This window comes from Pseudomonas sp. FDAARGOS_761, from assembly GCF_013343155.1.
GTDB lineage: Bacteria > Pseudomonadota > Gammaproteobacteria > Pseudomonadales > Pseudomonadaceae > Pseudomonas > Pseudomonas aeruginosa.
The window spans coordinates 1,531,232-1,545,851 of record NZ_CP054572.1 but is presented as its reverse complement, the minus strand read 5'-3'; the positions used below and the strand labels follow the sequence as shown (position 1 = coordinate 1,545,851).

17 protein-coding genes are annotated in these 14,620 nt (G+C 68.7%); 8 read left to right on the top strand and 9 right to left on the bottom strand.

Features of this window, described 5'->3' with window-relative positions; all coding sequences use genetic code 11:
* Positions 1-215 precede the first annotated feature (215 nt).
* On the bottom strand, positions 216-539 hold the full coding sequence (locus tag FOC67_RS07385; protein WP_003082848.1) for a hypothetical protein: 324 nt from the start codon (positions 537-539) through the stop codon (positions 216-218).
* 412 nt (positions 540-951) lie between these two features.
* Between FOC67_RS07385 and pmpM the strand changes: the two genes are divergently transcribed.
* Entirely contained in the window at positions 952-2,385 is a 1,434-nt protein-coding gene (gene pmpM, locus FOC67_RS07380) for a proton-coupled multidrug efflux MATE transporter PmpM (RefSeq protein WP_003086920.1), read from the top strand.
* Here pmpM and rhtA read toward each other — a convergent pair.
* Entirely contained in the window at positions 2,368-3,261 is an 894-nt protein-coding gene (gene rhtA, locus FOC67_RS07375) for a threonine/homoserine exporter RhtA (RefSeq protein ID WP_003086919.1), read from the bottom strand. The genes pmpM and rhtA overlap by 18 nt on opposite strands.
* On the opposite strand from rhtA, the gene FOC67_RS07370 reads away from it, so the two are divergent.
* Positions 3,260-3,910, top strand: a complete 651-nt coding sequence (locus FOC67_RS07370) for a helix-turn-helix domain-containing protein (RefSeq protein ID WP_003082844.1) — start codon at positions 3,260-3,262, stop codon at positions 3,908-3,910. The two genes, rhtA and FOC67_RS07370, sit on opposite strands and share 2 nt — an antisense overlap.
* A 37-nt stretch (positions 3,911-3,947) precedes the next feature.
* Positions 3,948-4,346: a VOC family protein gene (locus FOC67_RS07365; protein ID WP_009314853.1), complete on the top strand. Its 399-nt coding sequence runs from the start codon at positions 3,948-3,950 to the stop codon at positions 4,344-4,346.
* A 15-nt stretch (positions 4,347-4,361) separates the two neighbouring features.
* Here the strand turns inward: FOC67_RS07365 and FOC67_RS07360 are convergent, their stop codons facing one another.
* The 3 genes from FOC67_RS07360 to FOC67_RS07350 all read right to left on the bottom strand — a co-directional run bounded on the left by FOC67_RS07360 (position 4,362) and on the right by FOC67_RS07350 (position 6,303).
* Positions 4,362-4,838, bottom strand: a complete 477-nt coding sequence (locus FOC67_RS07360) for a YbaK/EbsC family protein (protein WP_003086914.1) — start codon at positions 4,836-4,838, stop codon at positions 4,362-4,364.
* A 68-nt stretch (positions 4,839-4,906) separates the two neighbouring features.
* Positions 4,907-6,013, bottom strand: coding sequence for an exo-alpha-sialidase (locus FOC67_RS07355; RefSeq protein WP_009314854.1), 1,107 nt, complete (start codon positions 6,011-6,013; stop codon positions 4,907-4,909).
* Positions 6,014-6,033: 20 nt separating this feature from the next.
* A complete protein-coding gene (locus tag FOC67_RS07350; RefSeq protein WP_003086912.1) occupies positions 6,034-6,303 on the bottom strand; it encodes a MoaD/ThiS family protein in 270 nt (89 codons plus the stop codon).
* Positions 6,304-6,560: 257 nt separating this feature from the next.
* Here FOC67_RS07350 and FOC67_RS07345 point away from each other — a divergent pair, with 257 nt between their 5' ends.
* From FOC67_RS07345 to FOC67_RS07335, 3 genes are all read left to right on the top strand, one after another.
* On the top strand, positions 6,561-6,986 hold the full coding sequence (locus FOC67_RS07345; RefSeq protein ID WP_003086910.1) for a YciI family protein: 426 nt from the start codon (positions 6,561-6,563) through the stop codon (positions 6,984-6,986).
* A gap of 36 nt (positions 6,987-7,022) precedes the next feature.
* Positions 7,023-7,436 (top strand): VOC family protein, encoded by a 414-nt coding sequence (locus FOC67_RS07340; RefSeq protein WP_003082839.1) that lies wholly within the window; start codon positions 7,023-7,025, stop codon positions 7,434-7,436.
* Between the two features lie 170 nt (positions 7,437-7,606).
* Positions 7,607-8,818, top strand: coding sequence for an MFS transporter (locus tag FOC67_RS07335; RefSeq protein WP_003145238.1), 1,212 nt, complete (start codon positions 7,607-7,609; stop codon positions 8,816-8,818).
* Between the two features lie 7 nt (positions 8,819-8,825).
* On the opposite strand, the gene FOC67_RS07330 is transcribed toward FOC67_RS07335, so the two are convergent.
* The 4 genes from FOC67_RS07330 to FOC67_RS07315 form a co-directional block, all read right to left on the bottom strand.
* Positions 8,826-10,049 (bottom strand): RNA polymerase sigma factor, encoded by a 1,224-nt coding sequence (locus FOC67_RS07330; RefSeq protein WP_031627630.1) that lies wholly within the window; start codon positions 10,047-10,049, stop codon positions 8,826-8,828.
* A 17-nt stretch (positions 10,050-10,066) separates the two neighbouring features.
* Positions 10,067-10,816 (bottom strand): thioredoxin family protein, encoded by a 750-nt coding sequence (locus tag FOC67_RS07325; protein ID WP_003086907.1) that lies wholly within the window; start codon positions 10,814-10,816, stop codon positions 10,067-10,069.
* A 174-nt stretch (positions 10,817-10,990) separates the two neighbouring features.
* Positions 10,991-11,341, bottom strand: a complete 351-nt coding sequence (locus tag FOC67_RS07320; protein ID WP_003082795.1) for a YciI family protein — start codon at positions 11,339-11,341, stop codon at positions 10,991-10,993.
* 182 nt (positions 11,342-11,523) lie between these two features.
* Positions 11,524-11,862, bottom strand: coding sequence for a hypothetical protein (locus FOC67_RS07315; RefSeq protein ID WP_009314856.1), 339 nt, complete (start codon positions 11,860-11,862; stop codon positions 11,524-11,526).
* Positions 11,863-12,296: 434 nt separating this feature from the next.
* Between FOC67_RS07315 and FOC67_RS07310 the strand changes: the two genes are divergently transcribed.
* Together FOC67_RS07310 and FOC67_RS07305 are read left to right on the top strand one after the other, a co-directional pair.
* Positions 12,297-12,989 carry a LuxR C-terminal-related transcriptional regulator gene (locus tag FOC67_RS07310; RefSeq protein ID WP_003082787.1) on the top strand — a complete coding sequence of 231 codons (693 nt, stop codon included), beginning with the start codon at positions 12,297-12,299 and terminating at the stop codon, positions 12,987-12,989.
* 65 nt (positions 12,990-13,054) lie between these two features.
* On the top strand, positions 13,055-14,620 hold the full coding sequence (locus tag FOC67_RS07305) for an Orn/Lys/Arg decarboxylase N-terminal domain-containing protein (protein WP_009314857.1): 1,566 nt from the start codon (positions 13,055-13,057) through the stop codon (positions 14,618-14,620).

Here is a 14,620-nt window from a genome sequence, read left to right as displayed (position 1 = left end):
AAGGAGCCTGGCTCCGAAGAATGGGGGTCGAGTGTAAATGAGAAACAGTCGCAGATGAAAGACCGGTCATCGTCAGGGATTGCCTGGGTTGGCGTGCGTAGCGGGCAGGTGGCTTTCGCCCGACCGCGCAACTGCCGAGCCAGGGCGGAGAGGGATCCCCTTTTCGCCCCGCTACTCAACCCCCCGGCCTTGCCGGGGGGCACCGCCTCCGTCGGTTATCGGTGTCTGCGTGCGTATTCCGCCTCGAACAGCGACAGGGCGTCGCTGAGCAACGACAGCAGGGAACCGGTGATGCGGCAGATGCTTTCGCCGGGCTCTTCGGTTTCGTCGAGCAGGTCGAGGACGCTCAGCGTTCCGATCGCCGACTCCAGCCGGCGGCGGGCGGTGTCGAACAGATCTTCGCTGGCTGCGCTGCTGTCCAGGTAGAGGGTGGCGCAACCGGGGTGCTGGTTGCATTGCGAGGTGCGTCGCAGGGGGATGAAGGTGGAAGGGGACTGTGCGGTTATTGCGGGATTCGACGTATCATCGGCCTTAGCCATGGGTCAGCTCCTTGATTAGCTGGTCTCTGGTTAGCGGGTCGTAGGTGTTCCTGCACCTGCGGCCCGCGTCTTTTCTGCCCCCAAGAAAACAGATGGACTTGGCGACCCCTCCATCTTCCTCCTACTGGTTTTTTATCCAATTCCTGGGCGTCTGAGAGAGGCTGCGGAAAAGTCTGGGGGAGATGTCCGGCGTTTCCAGGGCATGTCATCCGCCGCTGTCACGGGTATGTGGCGGATAACCGCCAGGCGGTTATTCGCCCTACGGGGTCGGGCCTCAAGCGGGCAGCGCGGGGTCGTTTGTCTGCGCGTAGCGCGGTGGGGGGCTGGGTAACCGGCACGACCCTGCTGACCCTTCCTGACCACCCCGTCAACCCGTAAACTACGCGGTTCCCCTGCCCAGACAAGGACTGCCGTGAACAGCCCCGCCCTGCCCCTTTCCCGTGGCTTGCGCATCCGCGCCGAACTCAAGGAACTGCTGACCCTCGCCGCGCCGATCATGATCGCGCAACTGGCGACCACCGCCATGGGCTTCGTCGATGCGGTGATGGCCGGGCGCGCCAGTCCGCACGACCTGGCAGCGGTGGCGCTGGGCAACTCGATCTGGATCCCGATGTTCCTGCTGATGACCGGCACCCTGCTCGCCACCACGGCCAAGGTCGCCCAGCGCCATGGCGCCGGCGACCAGCCCGGCACCGGGCCGCTGGTGCGCCAGGCGCTGTGGCTGGCGCTGCTGATCGGACCGCTGTCGGGGGCGGTGCTGTGGTGGTTGTCGGAGCCGATCCTCGGCTTGATGAAAGTGCGCCCGGAACTGATCGGGCCGAGCCTGCTGTACCTCAAGGGCATCGCCCTGGGCTTCCCGGCGGCGGCGCTGTATCACGTACTGCGCTGCTACACCAACGGCCTGGGACGGACCCGGCCGAGCATGGTGCTGGGGATCGGCGGGCTGCTGCTGAACATCCCGATCAACTACGCGCTGATCTACGGCCACTTCGGCATGCCGAAGATGGGCGGCCCCGGCTGCGGCTGGGCCACCGGCTCGGTGATGTGGTTCATGTTCCTCGGCATGCTGTTCTGGGTGAACAAGGCCTCGATCTACCGCGCCAGCCAACTGTTCTCGCGCTGGGAGTGGCCGGATCGCGCGACCATCGGCCCGCTGGTGGCGGTCGGCCTGCCGATCGGCATCGCGGTGTTCGCCGAGTCGAGCATCTTCTCGGTGATCGCCCTGCTGATCGGCGGGCTCGACGAGAACGTGGTGGCCGGACACCAGATCGCCCTGAACTTCAGCGCGCTGGTGTTCATGATTCCCTATTCGCTGGGGATGGCGGTGACCGTGCGGGTCGGCCACAACCTCGGCGCCGGCCTGCCGCGCGACGCGCGCTTCGCCGCCGGCGTGGGGATGGCCGCGGCGCTGGGCTACGCCTGCGTCTCGGCGAGCCTGATGTTGTTGCTGCGCGAGCAGATCGCCGCGATGTATTCGCCGGACCCGGCGGTGATCGCCATCGCCGCCTCGCTGATCGTGTTCTCCGCGCTGTTCCAGTTCTCCGACGCCCTGCAGGTCACCGCCGCCGGGGCCCTGCGCGGCTACCAGGACACCCGGGTGACGATGATCATGACCCTGTTCGCCTACTGGGGCATCGGCCTGCCGGTGGGCTACAGCCTCGGCCTCACCGACTGGATCCAGGAACCCACCGGACCGCGCGGCCTGTGGCAGGGCCTGGTGGTGGGCCTGACCGGCGCGGCGATCATGCTCTGCATCCGCCTGGCGCGCAGCGCGCGGCGCTTCATCCGCCAGCACGAGCGCCTGCAGCGGGAGGACGCGGCGGCCGCCTCAGTCCTTGGCCGGTAGCGCCGGGGCGGCGCCACGCGACTTGACGCTGAGGGTAGTGCCGACCGAGGCGAGGATGATCGCGCCGATGGCCAGCCATTGGGTCGGGCTCAGCCGCTCGCCGAGGAACAGCAGCCCGGAGAGCGCGCCGAAGGCCGGCTCGATGCTCATCAGGGTGCCGAAGGTGCGCGCCGGCAGGCGGGTCAGCGCGACCATTTCCAGGGTGTAGGGCAAGGCCGTGGAGAGCACCGCGACGCCCAGCGCCAACGGGATCAGCGCCGGGTCGAGGAGGTCGGCGCCGGCGTGGGCGACGCCGATCGGCACCACCAGGATCGCCGCCACCAGCACCCCCAGCGCGGCGCCCTGGGCGCCATGGTCGGCGCCGGCGCGCTGGCCGAAGAGGATGTACAGCGCCCAGCACACGCCGGCGCCGAGGGCATAGGCGGCGCCGACCAGGTCGAGCGGCTCGGCGCTGTTGCCCAGCGGCAGCAACAGCCAGATGCCGAACACCGCCAGGCCGATCCAGAGGAAGTCCAGCAGGCGCCGCGAGGAGAGGATCGCCACCAGCAGCGGCCCGGTGAACTCCAGAGCCACCGCGATGCCCAGCGGCACGGTGCGCACCGAGAGATAGAACAGCAGGTTCATGCCGCCCAGGGCGATGCCGTAGACCACCACCGAGCGCAGCGATTGCAGGCTCAGGCGCTTGCGCCAGGGACGCAGGAGCAGCAGCAGGATCAGCGCGGCGAAGAACAGCCGCAGGGCCGTGGTGCCCTGGGCGCCGACCAGGGGGAACATGCTTTTCGCCAGGGAGGCGCCGCTCTGGATCGAGGCCATGGCGATCAATAGCAGGCCGACCGGCAACAGCGTTCCGGCGAGGCCGCGGGAGGTGGAGGTCATGGAAGAGGTCCGGCAGTGGGAAGCAGCCCGATGGACTGCGGGAAACGGGATGTGCACTATAATGCGCAAAACCGCGACAGTGAGCAATATATTGCCCAACCCTACCGAACGCCCCAGCGTCCTCGAACATGTCTCCGGCAACGTCCGCCGCCTGCGCCTGCAAGCCGGCCTCAGCCAGGAAGCGCTGGCCCGCGCGGCCAGTGTCAGCCGGCGGATGCTGGTGGGCATCGAGAGCGGCGACGTCAATGTCAGCCTGTCGACCCTCGACCGTATCGCCGCCGCCCTCGGCGTGCTGTTCCCCGACCTGGTCCAGGCACCGGCCACCGACCGCTCGCGGATCAATGCGGTGGCCTGGGTCGGCCACCACCCCGAGAGCCGCGCCACCCTCCTCGCCAGCGCGCCGGCGCGGCGCGAGGTGGAACTCTGGGCCTGGTCGCTGGGACCGGGCGAGCGCTACGTATCGGAACCCGACGCCGCCGGCTGGCGGGAGATGGTTCTGGTCATCGAAGGTCGCCTGCGCCTGGAACTGGCCGACGGCGAACGGCGCATCGAGGCCGGCGACTTCCATGCCTTCGCCAGCGACCAGCCGTACGCCTACGTCAACGACGGCGACGAGGTGGTGCGTTTCACCCGCAACGTGGTGAGCTAGGCTCTAGCCTCGAGCCAGCCTTCCAGAGGAGACCGCGATGAGCGCACGCGTACGCCCCTTCCTGATGTTCCAGGGGGTCCAGGCCGAGGCGGCCATGAACTTCTACCTGTCGCTGTTCGACGACGCCGAGATCCTCCAGATCCAGCGCTACGGCGCCGAGGGGCCGGGCCCGGAGGGCTCGGTGCTGAAGGCGCTGTTCCGCCTCGGCGACCAGAGCGTGCATTGCATCGACAGCCATGTGCGGCACGCCTTCGATTTCACCCCGGCGTTCTCCTTCTTCGTCGAGTGCGAGAGCAACGCGCAGATCGAGCGCCTGGCCGAAGCCCTGGGCGACGGCGGCAAGGCCCTGATGCCGCTCGGCGACTACGGCTTCAGCCAGCGTTTCGCCTGGCTGGCCGACCGCTTCGGGGTGTCCTGGCAGCTCAACCTGGCCTGAGCCCGGCAGTTGCCGTCAGGCTTCCTGGAGGACTTCCTGGCACACATCGACCCACTGCGCATCCACCAGCTCGGCCATCCGTTGCGGGGCGATGCGGACCGCGCTGTGCACCGCGCCGGCGGCCGGCAGCACTTCGTCGAAGGCTTGCAGCGAGACGTCGCAGTACACCGCCAGCGGCGTCGCCAGGCCGAACGGGCAGACTCCGCCGACCGGGTGCCCGGTCAGCTCGACCACGTCCTCGGCGCCGAGCATCTTCGCCTTGCCGCCGAAGGCGGCCTTGATCTTGCGGTTGTCCAGCCGCGCGTCGCCGCGCGCCACTACCAGTACGGTGCGCTCGCCGACCCGCAGCGACAGGGTCTTGGCGATCCGCCCCGGCTCCACGCCATGGGCCTCGGCGGCCAGGGCGACGGTGGCGGTGCTGGTTTCCAGCTCGATGATGCGCAGGTCCGGGGCTTTCTCGGCGAAGAACCGCCGGACGGATTCGAGGCTCATGGGGTGGGCTCCTTGGCGAAAACCCACGAACTTATGCAAGCGCGCCGAGGCTGTCCAGCGCCGCGCGCTCAGGCGAAGCGCACGCAGTAGATCGGCGGCAGGTTGGCGGAGAGCTGCTGCCAGTCCTCCCCGCCGTTCTCGCTGAGCCACAGGCCGCCGGTGGTCGAGCCCATGGCCAGGCGCTCGCCGCTGGGGTCGATGTCCAGGCCGTGGCGGTAGACCAGGTCGTAGGCCGGGCCGTCGGGCAGGCCGCGCTCGAGGGTCTCGAAGCTGCGGCCGCCGTCGCGGGTGCGGGTGACCACGAAACGGGCGTCCCTGGGAATGCGGCATTCGTCCTTGGTCGCCGGGACGAACCAGGCCGTGTCCGGCTGCCGCGGATGCACGGCGACGGCGAAACCGAAGCTGGACGGCTCGGCGACCACGCCCTGCCAATGCAGGCCGCCGTCGCGGGAACGGAAGATGCCGTTGTGGTGCTGCACCCAGAGGAACTCCGGGCGCGCCTGGCACTGCACCAGGCGGTGCGGGTCCTGGATCGCCGCCTCCTCGCTCTGCTCCGGCGGCATGTAGTCGGCGCGCATGCCTTTGGTGGTGCAGGTCCAGCTGCGGCCGTCGTCGTGGCTCTGCCAGACGCCGCCGCAGGACACCGCGACGGTGAGGTGGCGACTGTCGCGTGGGTCGACGCAGATGGAATGGATGCCGGGATGGTCGTAGCCGCCGCCGAACCACTGGGCGCGCTCGGGTCGTTCCCAGAGTTCGCGGTTGAGGCGCCAGCTGGCGCCACGGTCGTCGGAGCGGAACAGGCCGCCGGGGATGGTCCCGGCCCACAGCGTGCCGGGCCGGTCGGCGCCGCCTGGCTCGAGGATCCACAACTGCTGTAGCGACCAGGGTGGCTCCGCCGCCTGGCCTTCCAGCGGTTCGGCCGCTGGCGGCTGCGGCGGATAGACCGGCACCGCGCATTCCATCCAGTCCGTCGCGCCGGCGTCGCGACGCCACAGCTTGACGCCGAAATGGCCGAGGTTCAGCACCGCGTAGAGCGCGCCGTCGCGCGGGTCGGCGAGGAGCATGCTCAGCGGCTCGCCGAGGAAGTGGCTGGCCATCGGCAGCCACTGGCCCGCCGCGTTGCGCCGCAGCTCGAACAGGCCCTTGCGGGTGCCGACATAGAGTCGCTCGCTCACCGGATGTCCTCCTCTGTTGGTCAACCGCCGCTCAGCGCCTGCACCACGTAGATCTCGCTATCGTCTTGGAGCGGATCGCCCAATCCCCGGCGATCGCGGACCTGCACGCCATCGACGAACAGCGCCACATGCCGGCGCAGACTGCCCTGGTCGTCGAGCAGGTAGCCGCGCAAGCGCGGCTCGCGGGCGAAGGCCGCCTGCAAGGCGGCGGCGACGGTGGCGGCGCCGACGTCCAGCGCGGGCATGGCGACATGCCGCTGGATGGCCGGGGCGAAGACGATACGGGGCATGCCGAGGCTCGCGGAAATGGTTCTGCTGGAACAGTGTAGAAGCCCTGCAGGCCACGGCTGGCGCGGCCCGCCCAGCGGTCGGCACACTCCGCAGCGACGCTCGTCGGCCATCCCGGCCGCTCGGCGCGGGCCTCCTATACTGCCCCGGCCAGCGAAAAAACCGCCGTCGCCTGTCGATCCGCCGGCCCGCCGTTCGACCAGTTCGGGAGGCGGGCCAGAACGGGCCGTCATTGCGCAGAACAACAAGGAGAACGCAGATGAGATTCATGGTGATCGTCAAGGCCACCCAGGCTTCCGAAGCCGGCGAGATGCCCAGCGAGGAACTGCTCGCGGCGATGGGCCGCTACAACGAGGAACTGGTCAAGGCCGGGGTGATGCTCGCCGGCGAAGGGCTACAGCCCAGCGCCAAGGGCGCCCGGGTGCGTTTCTCCGGCAACGCGCGGACGGTGATCGACGGCCCCTTCGCCGAGACCCGCGAGCTGATCGCCGGTTTCTGGATGTTCCAGGTGGCCTCCCTGGAAGAGGCCATCGAGTGGGTCAAGCGATGCCCGAACCCATTCGACGGCGAATCCGAGATCGAGATCCGCCAGGTCTTCGAGGCCGAGGACTTCGGCGAGGAGTTCACCCCGGAACTGCGCGAGCGCGAGGAGCGCCTGCGCGCCGAGCTGGAAAAACGCAACTGAACCGCCCCGCACTCCGCCAAGAACGAGGAAAGCGCCATGCAAATCGTCCCCTACCTGATCTTCAACGGTAATTGCCGGGAGGCCTTCAGCTGCTACCACCAGCACCTGGGCGGCACCCTGGAGGCCATGCTGCCGTTCGGCGACAGCCCCGAGTGCGGCGACATCCCGGCCGACTGGAAAGACAAGATCATGCACGCACGGCTGGTGGTCGGCAGCTTCGCCCTGATGGCCTCGGACAATCACCCGGCCTATCCCTACGAAGGCATCAAGGGCTGTTCCATCAGCCTCAACGTCGACAGCAAGGCCGAGGCCGAGCGCCTGTTCAACGCCCTCGCCGAGGGCGGCTCGGTCCAGATGCCGCTGGGCCCGACCTTCTGGGCGGCGAGCTTCGGCATGTTCACCGACCGCTTCGGCGTGGCCTGGATGGTCAACTGCGAGCAGGACCGGTAGCGTCCGCTACGCGGGCCCGCCGCCAGGTGTGAATCGGCGGCGGGCCCGCGTTCCGCTGTGCGCGAGTCGCGATCGATAGACGCACTGCCGCGATAATTTAAGTTGCATTTTAAAACCAAAATTCCTAGCCTCCGCATAGTTTCATATTGAAACCTTACGGAGCGCTTCGCATGCCATCCTCGCCATCCTCCCTCCCCTCCGCGCTGGTGCTGCTGTTCGCCGTCGCCTGCGGTCTCAGCGTGGCCAACGTCTATTACGCCCAGCCGCTGCTGGACGTCCTCGGTGCCGAGTTCGCCATCGGCCAGGCCGGGGTCGGCCTGCTGTTCGGCGCGACCCAAGCCGGTTGCGCCCTGGCGCTGCTGCTGGTGGTGCCGCTGGGCGACCTGCTGGAGCGGCGCCGGCTGATGTTCGTCCAGCTCCTGCTGCTGGTGCTGTCGCTGCTGCTGGTGGGCTTCGCCGGCGATACCCTCGGCCTGGCGCTGGGGCTGCTCGGACTGGGCCTGCTCGGCACCGCCATGACCCAGGGACTGCTGGCCTACGCCGCGGCGCTGGCGGCGCCTGGCGAGCGCGGGCGGGTGGTCGGCGCGGCGCAGGGCGGCGTGGTGATCGGCCTGCTGCTGGCGCGCAGCCTGGCCGGGCTGCTCGCCGACCTCGGCGGCTGGCGCAGCGTCTACCTGGTCTCGGCAGCGAGCATGGGCGGGCTTGGCCTGCTGCTCTGGCGGGTACTGCCGGCGGCGCCGAGCAACGAACTGGGGCTGTCCTACCGGCAGCTGCTCGGCTCGATGTTCGGCCTGCTGGCGAGCCAGCGCGTGCTGCAGGTGCGCGGCCTGCTCGGGCTGTTGATGTTCGCCGCCTTCGGGGTGTTCTGGAGCAGCCTGGTATTGCTGCTCGGCGCGCCGCCGTATTCGCTGTCGCACAGCGCCATCGGCGCCTTCGGCCTGGTCGGCGCGCTCGGCGCGCTGGGCGCGGCGCGGGCCGGCAGCCTGGCCGATCGCGGCCACGCCCAGGCGCTCAGCGGCGGCGCCCTGCTGCTGTTGCTGCTGTCCTGGCTGCCGCTCGCCCTCGGCGCGCATTCGCTGGCGGCGCTGATTCTCGGCGTGCTGCTGCTCGATCTCGCCGGCCAGGCGATCCATGTGCTCAACCAGAGCCTGGTCTTCGCCATCGACCCGCGCGCCCACAGCCGCCTGGTGGGTTGCTACATGCTGTTCTACGCCGCCGGCAGCGGCCTCGGCGCCAGCGCCGGCACCGCCATGTACGCCTGGGCCGGCTGGGACGCGGTGAGCCTGCTCGGCGCGGCGATCAGCCTGGCGGCCCTGGCGTTCTGGTGGTTCACCCGTGGCGTTGGCGGCGAAGCGCGTACGGCCTGCGCCAACGGCGCCTGAGCCGGCTTCAATCGAGTTCGCGCAGGCGCTGCTCGATGAAGCGCCGCTCCGGCTCCTGGCGCGCCAGGGCCAGTGCCGCGCGGTAGGCCTCGCGGGCCTCGCGGCGGCGACCGAGACGGCGGCAGAAGTCGGCGCGCGCCGAGTGCGCCAGGTGGTAATCGGCCAGTTCACCCCGCGCCAGCAACGCATCGACCGCGGCCAGCCCGACCTCGACGCCATCGCGCATGGCCAAGGCCACGGCGCGGTTGAGTTCGATCACCGGCGATGGCGCCAGGCGCAGTAGCGCGTCGTAGAGGGCGACGATCCGTGCCCAGTCGGTGTCCTCGGCGCGCGGCGCCTGGGCGTGCACCGCGACGATGGCCGCCTGCAGGGTGTAGGGCCCGAAACGGCGGCTGGCCAGGGCTCGCTCGACCAGGCCGAGCCCCTCGACGATCAGTCCGCGATCCCATAGCGTGCGGTCCTGCTCGTCGAGCCGCACCAGTTCGCCGCTGGCCGAGGTCCGCGCCTGGCGCCGCGAGTCGTGCAGCAACATCAGGGCGAGCAGGCCGAGGGCCTCGGGGTCGGGCAGCAGTTCGACCAGCAGGCGGCCGACGCGGATCGCCTCGCCGCTGAGATCGGCGCGGGTCAGGCTGGTGCCGGTGGAGGCCGAGTAGCCCTCGTTGAACACCAGGTAGATCACTTGCAGGACGTTGCCCAGCCGCTCGGGGAGTTCCTCCAGGGTCGGTACCTGGTAGGGAATCCGGGCCTCGCGGATCTTGTTCTTGGCCCGCACGATGCGTTGGGCGATGGCGCTGGGCGCGGCGAGGAAGGCGCGGGCGATCTCCTCGGTGCGCAGGTCGCAGACCTCGCGCAGGGTCAGCGCCACCTGTGCCTCGGGGGTCAGCGCCGGGTGGCAGCAGGTGAAGATCAGGCGTAGCCGGTCGTCTTCCACCGCATCGCCCTCCTCCGGCGGCGCCTCGGCCTGCTCTTCCAGTTGCTCGGCGAGCAGCCGCTGCGAGGCGTCGAAGCGCGCTCGCCGGCGCAGGTTGTCGATGGCCTTGAAGCGCCCGGCGGAAACCAGCCAGGCGCGCGGGTTGCGCGGGATACCGTCGCGCGGCCACTGCTCGACGGCGGCGATGAAGGCGTCGTGCAAGGCTTCCTCGGCCAGCTCGAAATCGCCGAGCAGGCGGATCAGGGTCGCCAGCACGCGCCGCGACTCCTCGCGGTACAGCGCCTCGATGCGGCTGCGCAACGGCTCGCCGTGCTCCCTCAATGGCTGGCCTGCGCGTGGCAGCAGGCGCTTTTCGGCGCCTCGTCGTAGCGGTCGTGGTGACGCAGCCAGTCCATGATCGCGTCCTCGTTGCGCCCCTTGGGCGTCAGGTCGAGGAAGGTGTAGGTGGTGAGCAGGATGTCGAGGCCGCGCGCATAGGCCGAATAGGTGTGGAACACCTCGCCCGCCGGATTGCGCAGGAACACGCTGGCACCCGGCATTTCCTCGCCGGCGTCGGGGGTCGGCTGGTAGTTGTAGTCGACGCTGCCGGCGGCCAGTTGCGCCTTGTCGAAGGACACCCCGAAGTCACGGTTGAAATCGCTGCCGTACGAGGAGTACCAGTCGAAACGCCAGCCCATGCGCCGGCGGAACGCCTGGAACTCCTCCAGGGGCGCGCGCGATACCGCCACCAGGCTGACGTCGTGGTGCGCCAGGTGCCGGTTGGCGCCGTCGATGTGGTCGGCGAGGAACGAACAGCCGACGCAGCCTTCGCTCCAGCCCGGCGCGAACATGAAGTGGTAGACGATTAGCTGGCTATTGCCGCCGAACAACTCGGCCAGCGAACGCTCGCCGCGCTCGCCCTGGAAGCGGTAGTCCTTGTCCACCCTGACCCAGGGCAGTTCGCGTCGTTCGGCGGCGACCTGGTCGCGCAGGCGGGTGAGTTGCTTTTCCCGCGCCAGCAGACGGCGACGGGCGTCCAGCCATTGTTCCCGGTTGCTCACCGGGTGGTCCTGCAAAGAAGGATTCATTGCCGATTCTCCACGGAAATTCTCGGTATTCCAGCCTGCCCGGGGTCGTTCCGCCAGCGGCGCCGGCGCCCGGTCGCCAGGGCGAAGCCGGCCAGCGAAGCGCCGCCGGCGCACAGCAGGGACAGGGATGCGATGCAAAGGGGGCACATGCTTCACCTCCGGCGCCGGGCGCCCTCACTCCCATTCCTTGACCGGTCGCACCTCGACGCAGCCGAGCCGTCCCGGCGGAATCTTCGCGGCGATCTGCAGGGCCTGGTTGAGGTCGCGCGCCTCGATCAGGTAGAAACCGCCGAGTTGCTCCTTGGTCTCGGCGAACGGCCCGTCGGTCATCGCCAGCCGCCCGCCCTGGTGGCGCAGGGTGGTGGCGGTCTGCACCGACTGCAGGGCGTGCGAGGCGATGTAGTGGCCGGCCTTGCCCAACTGGTCGGAGTAGGTCATGCACTCGTCGACGATGGCGGCAAGCTCCTCGGCCGGCACGGCGGCCAGCTTCGCTTCGTCGAAATAGATCAGGCAGAGGTATTTCATGGCGGTGGGCTCCTGGTGCGGATCGACGATCCGTTCGTTCGGTAGTCGCCCGGCGAGGGCGCCTTTCGACAGCGGCGGGGAAAAAAGCCCACGGCGCGGACGAACGGTCGGCGCTCGCCGTGGAACGCCGCCGACCGCAGCACAAGCCTAGACCCGCCCGGCCACCGGGCGCGGGCCGTCGGTCAGGGCTGGCGCGGTGCGTAGGAATTCAGGCGGGGATCGCGCAGCGGGCTTTCCCGGGTCGGCCCGGGATCGTCCTGGCGCAGGCGGAGACTGCCGTTGCCGATCTTCAAGCCGTCCTTGGTCGTCGCCTCCCCGTCGGCGCTGGCCGCGTCGCTGCCCGGCAGGTCCGGCTCGGCGGCCTCCGGTTGCGGCTGTGGCGCGCTGCCCATGGGCAACGGCGCGACCGGCGGCGCGGCGGGCAAGGCTGCCGGCAGCTCGTCCGGCAGGGGCGCGGCGAGGGTCGGTTGGCCCAGGCCGGCGAGCACCATGGCCAGGAGCAGGAAAAGCACACGCGACATGACAAAGCCTCGATAGGCCTCGGGACTTCCACCATAGCCGCGCAACGGCCCCGGCGAGCAAAGTACGGACCAGCGGCATCGCGCATTGGAAAAAGGGAATTCCTGGAATTGTTCCATAGAACCCTGGCCACCTCCGTCAACTGTCAATCGACTTTTCGAACAACGCGCCCGCCCCCTATTAGAACAGCGCAAAAAAACTCGATCAAAAGTACAGCCTGGGCATGAGGTCGCGGATATAACCTGAAATCGAATTGCGCCCCGGCGTAGTTGCTCCGGTAACACTTCACAGACGCAGGAGTCGAACGCCACCGAAAAGAAGATAGCACTTGCCAGAGAAACTTCCGCAGGACCCAACGAACATCCCGGCACGCACTCGCCTCGCCATCTTTCTTCCATTCAAAGACCCGCCCACATGTAAATGAGTGGAGTAGCCAATGACGCTATTGGATATCGAAAAGCTGCTGGACATGACTCACCACATGTCGGTGCACATTCCCATCGAACTGATCATTTCCTGGGAGCAGAGCGAAGAGGCCTGGAGTGTGAAAGACAACTGTCTCAACTTCGTCTATGTCAATCGTCGCTATACCGAACTGATCACCCCGCGGTTCGGCCAGAAGAACTCCCTGCTATCCCCCTTCAGTGCCAGCATCGAAGAGCACGACAAGCTGGTCATCCAGACCGGCAAGCGCATCGAGGCCCTGGCGCTGCTCAGGCCGGACGATCATCCGGCACCCTGCTGCCTGTATTTCGAACGCATGCCGCTGTATGACCGGCGCGGCAACCGCACCGGGGTGATCGCCCATGCCAAGACCCTGACCTCGGTCGCCCCGCGCGGCTTCATCGCCACCGACGGCATCGGTACCTTCACCTTCACGCCCCCCTCGGAGTTGTTCACCTCGCGCGAATGGGACGTGATCTACCTGCTGCTTTCCGGCCTCTCGGAAAAAGAAATAGCCGAACAGATCAGCCGCTCCTTGAGTACCGTCAAGTTCCACAAGAGCAACATCTTCCAGAAGGTCGGTTGCAGTTGCATCGGCGCCTTCAAGGCACTCGCCCGGCAAAAGAAGTGGAACTTCTATATCCCGCCGACCTTCGCCAGCGCCAAGTACATCATCAATCACTAGTCGCGCCTCGCGAGAGCCTTCGGCGTGCCGGGCGACGCTTTTGCCGGCGAAACCGAGCGGTTCGAATGGACAAGGACAACAGCATGTCTCGAAACAATCCTTCGCGTCATTCAATACTCGTCACTTCCAACATAAACGCGGTCAATGACGCGAATCGTCTTTCCGAGCTTTGTCGACAACTGGAAATACGCGGCTATCGACTCTTCCAGGCGCCAAGCCGCAAGGTCGCCCTGGATTTTCTCGGCAACGCCGCGCACCCCGCCGGCATCCTCCTGCTCGTCGCGGAGCCGACAGGCGAGAACGAGGCCGCACAATTGGCGGCGCTCGATGAACTCCGCCAGGTCGCGCCGTCCATCCCGCTGTTCCTGTTGTTTCGTCAACTGCGCATCGAGCAGTTGTCCAGCCAGCTACTGGACGAGGTCCAGGGATGCTTCAACCTGGCCGCCGGCCCCGCACGCTTCATCGCCGAGCGCATCGACAGCGACCTGCGCGAATGGCGCGACCCGGCGGGCCCCAGGCGGCTGCGCGACTATGCCCCGCCGGTCCCGCGCACGCCGGTGAGTGCCCGCTACAACGGCCGCGCACGTCTCGACCTGGCGCCGGCCAAGCAGTGGCGGATCGGCTCGGGGAGCACCGCGGAGCGCCTGGCGACGCCGCTGAACGACCTCTCCACGGCCTACCGCGAGACGTCCGCAGGAGCCCCGGCGGCGCATGCCGGCGACATCGCCGAGGCCTTTCGCCGGGCGCTCTGCGAAGCCGCCGCGCGGCTCGCCAGGGAGGATGGCGATACGTGGTTCTTCGAGATACTGCGGGGCAACCCGGGGCCCGGCATCGAGGCCGGCCGGGAGACGCCGGCGAAGCGCTGGCACGGGCTCGCCGAGACGCTCGACAGCAGTCCTCGGCTGGACCCGCTGCGCGTCGCCCTGAGCGCCCCCGGCCTCGATTCGCGCGGTCGCCCGGCCAGCTTCGGAGTACCCGCCGCGGTGGTCTGCCGCTACCTGCGCCGGCACGGCATCGCCCCGTTGCGCACCGGCGACTATCGCTTCCTGCTGCTGTTTCCCCAGGGCGCCAGGGCGGAACACGCGCAGCCGCTGGTGGACAGGCTGTGCGAATTCAAGCGCCGGCACGACGACGATGCGCCGCTGAAGCAGGTGTTGCCGGAGTTGCTCGACAGCTCGCCGCTGTACCGCTACATCGGCCTGCGCGAACTCTGCGCGATGATCCACGAGGCCAGCCTGCGGCTGCACCTGACCGCTCTCGCCGACGCTGCCGCCAGGGCTGCCGGCCACGCCGCGCTGGCGCCGGCCACGGTCTATGGGCACCTGGTCAGGGACGAAACCGAAGCGGTGGCGATCGACAGGCTCGGCGGCCGTGTGGTCGCCAGCCTGGTCGGCGTCCATCCGGCGGCCACGCCGCTGCTATTGCCCGGCGAACGGGTGGCCGAGGAATCGCCGGCGCTGATCGACTACCTGCTGGCCTTGCAGGCCTTCGGCGAGCACTTTCCCGGTTTCGCTCCCGAGTTGCAGGGCATCGAGATCGATGAGTGCGGCCGCTACCGGGTCCGTTGCGTCAGGCCGGCAGCCCTCGCCCGCGGCTCCGGCCTGCGCCTGGCCACGCGCCGGCCGGACTGA

Bases quoted from the DNA above. Each gene is read 5' to 3' on its own strand.
- FOC67_RS07385 (WP_003082848.1), bottom strand. From the start codon at position 539: ATGGCTAAGGCCGATGATACGTCGAATCCCGCAATAACCGCACAGTCC.
- FOC67_RS07370 (WP_003082844.1), top strand. From the start codon at position 3,260: ATGGAAGAGGTCCGGCAGTGGGAAGCAGCCCGATGGACTGCGGGAAAC.
- rhtA (WP_003086919.1), bottom strand. From the start codon at position 3,261: ATGACCTCCACCTCCCGCGGCCTCGCCGGAACGCTGTTGCCGGTCGGC.
- FOC67_RS07365 (WP_009314853.1), top strand. From the start codon at position 3,948: ATGAGCGCACGCGTACGCCCCTTCCTGATGTTCCAGGGGGTCCAGGCC.
- FOC67_RS07360 (WP_003086914.1), bottom strand. From the start codon at position 4,838: ATGAGCCTCGAATCCGTCCGGCGGTTCTTCGCCGAGAAAGCCCCGGAC.
- FOC67_RS07350 (WP_003086912.1), bottom strand. From the start codon at position 6,303: ATGCCCCGTATCGTCTTCGCCCCGGCCATCCAGCGGCATGTCGCCATG.
- FOC67_RS07345 (WP_003086910.1), top strand. From the start codon at position 6,561: ATGAGATTCATGGTGATCGTCAAGGCCACCCAGGCTTCCGAAGCCGGC.
- FOC67_RS07340 (WP_003082839.1), top strand. From the start codon at position 7,023: ATGCAAATCGTCCCCTACCTGATCTTCAACGGTAATTGCCGGGAGGCC.
- FOC67_RS07335 (WP_003145238.1), top strand. From the start codon at position 7,607: ATGCCATCCTCGCCATCCTCCCTCCCCTCCGCGCTGGTGCTGCTGTTC.
- FOC67_RS07325 (WP_003086907.1), bottom strand. From the start codon at position 10,816: ATGAATCCTTCTTTGCAGGACCACCCGGTGAGCAACCGGGAACAATGG.
- FOC67_RS07320 (WP_003082795.1), bottom strand. From the start codon at position 11,341: ATGAAATACCTCTGCCTGATCTATTTCGACGAAGCGAAGCTGGCCGCC.
- FOC67_RS07315 (WP_009314856.1), bottom strand. From the start codon at position 11,862: ATGTCGCGTGTGCTTTTCCTGCTCCTGGCCATGGTGCTCGCCGGCCTG.
- FOC67_RS07310 (WP_003082787.1), top strand. From the start codon at position 12,297: ATGACGCTATTGGATATCGAAAAGCTGCTGGACATGACTCACCACATG.
- FOC67_RS07305 (WP_009314857.1), top strand. From the start codon at position 13,055: ATGGACAAGGACAACAGCATGTCTCGAAACAATCCTTCGCGTCATTCA.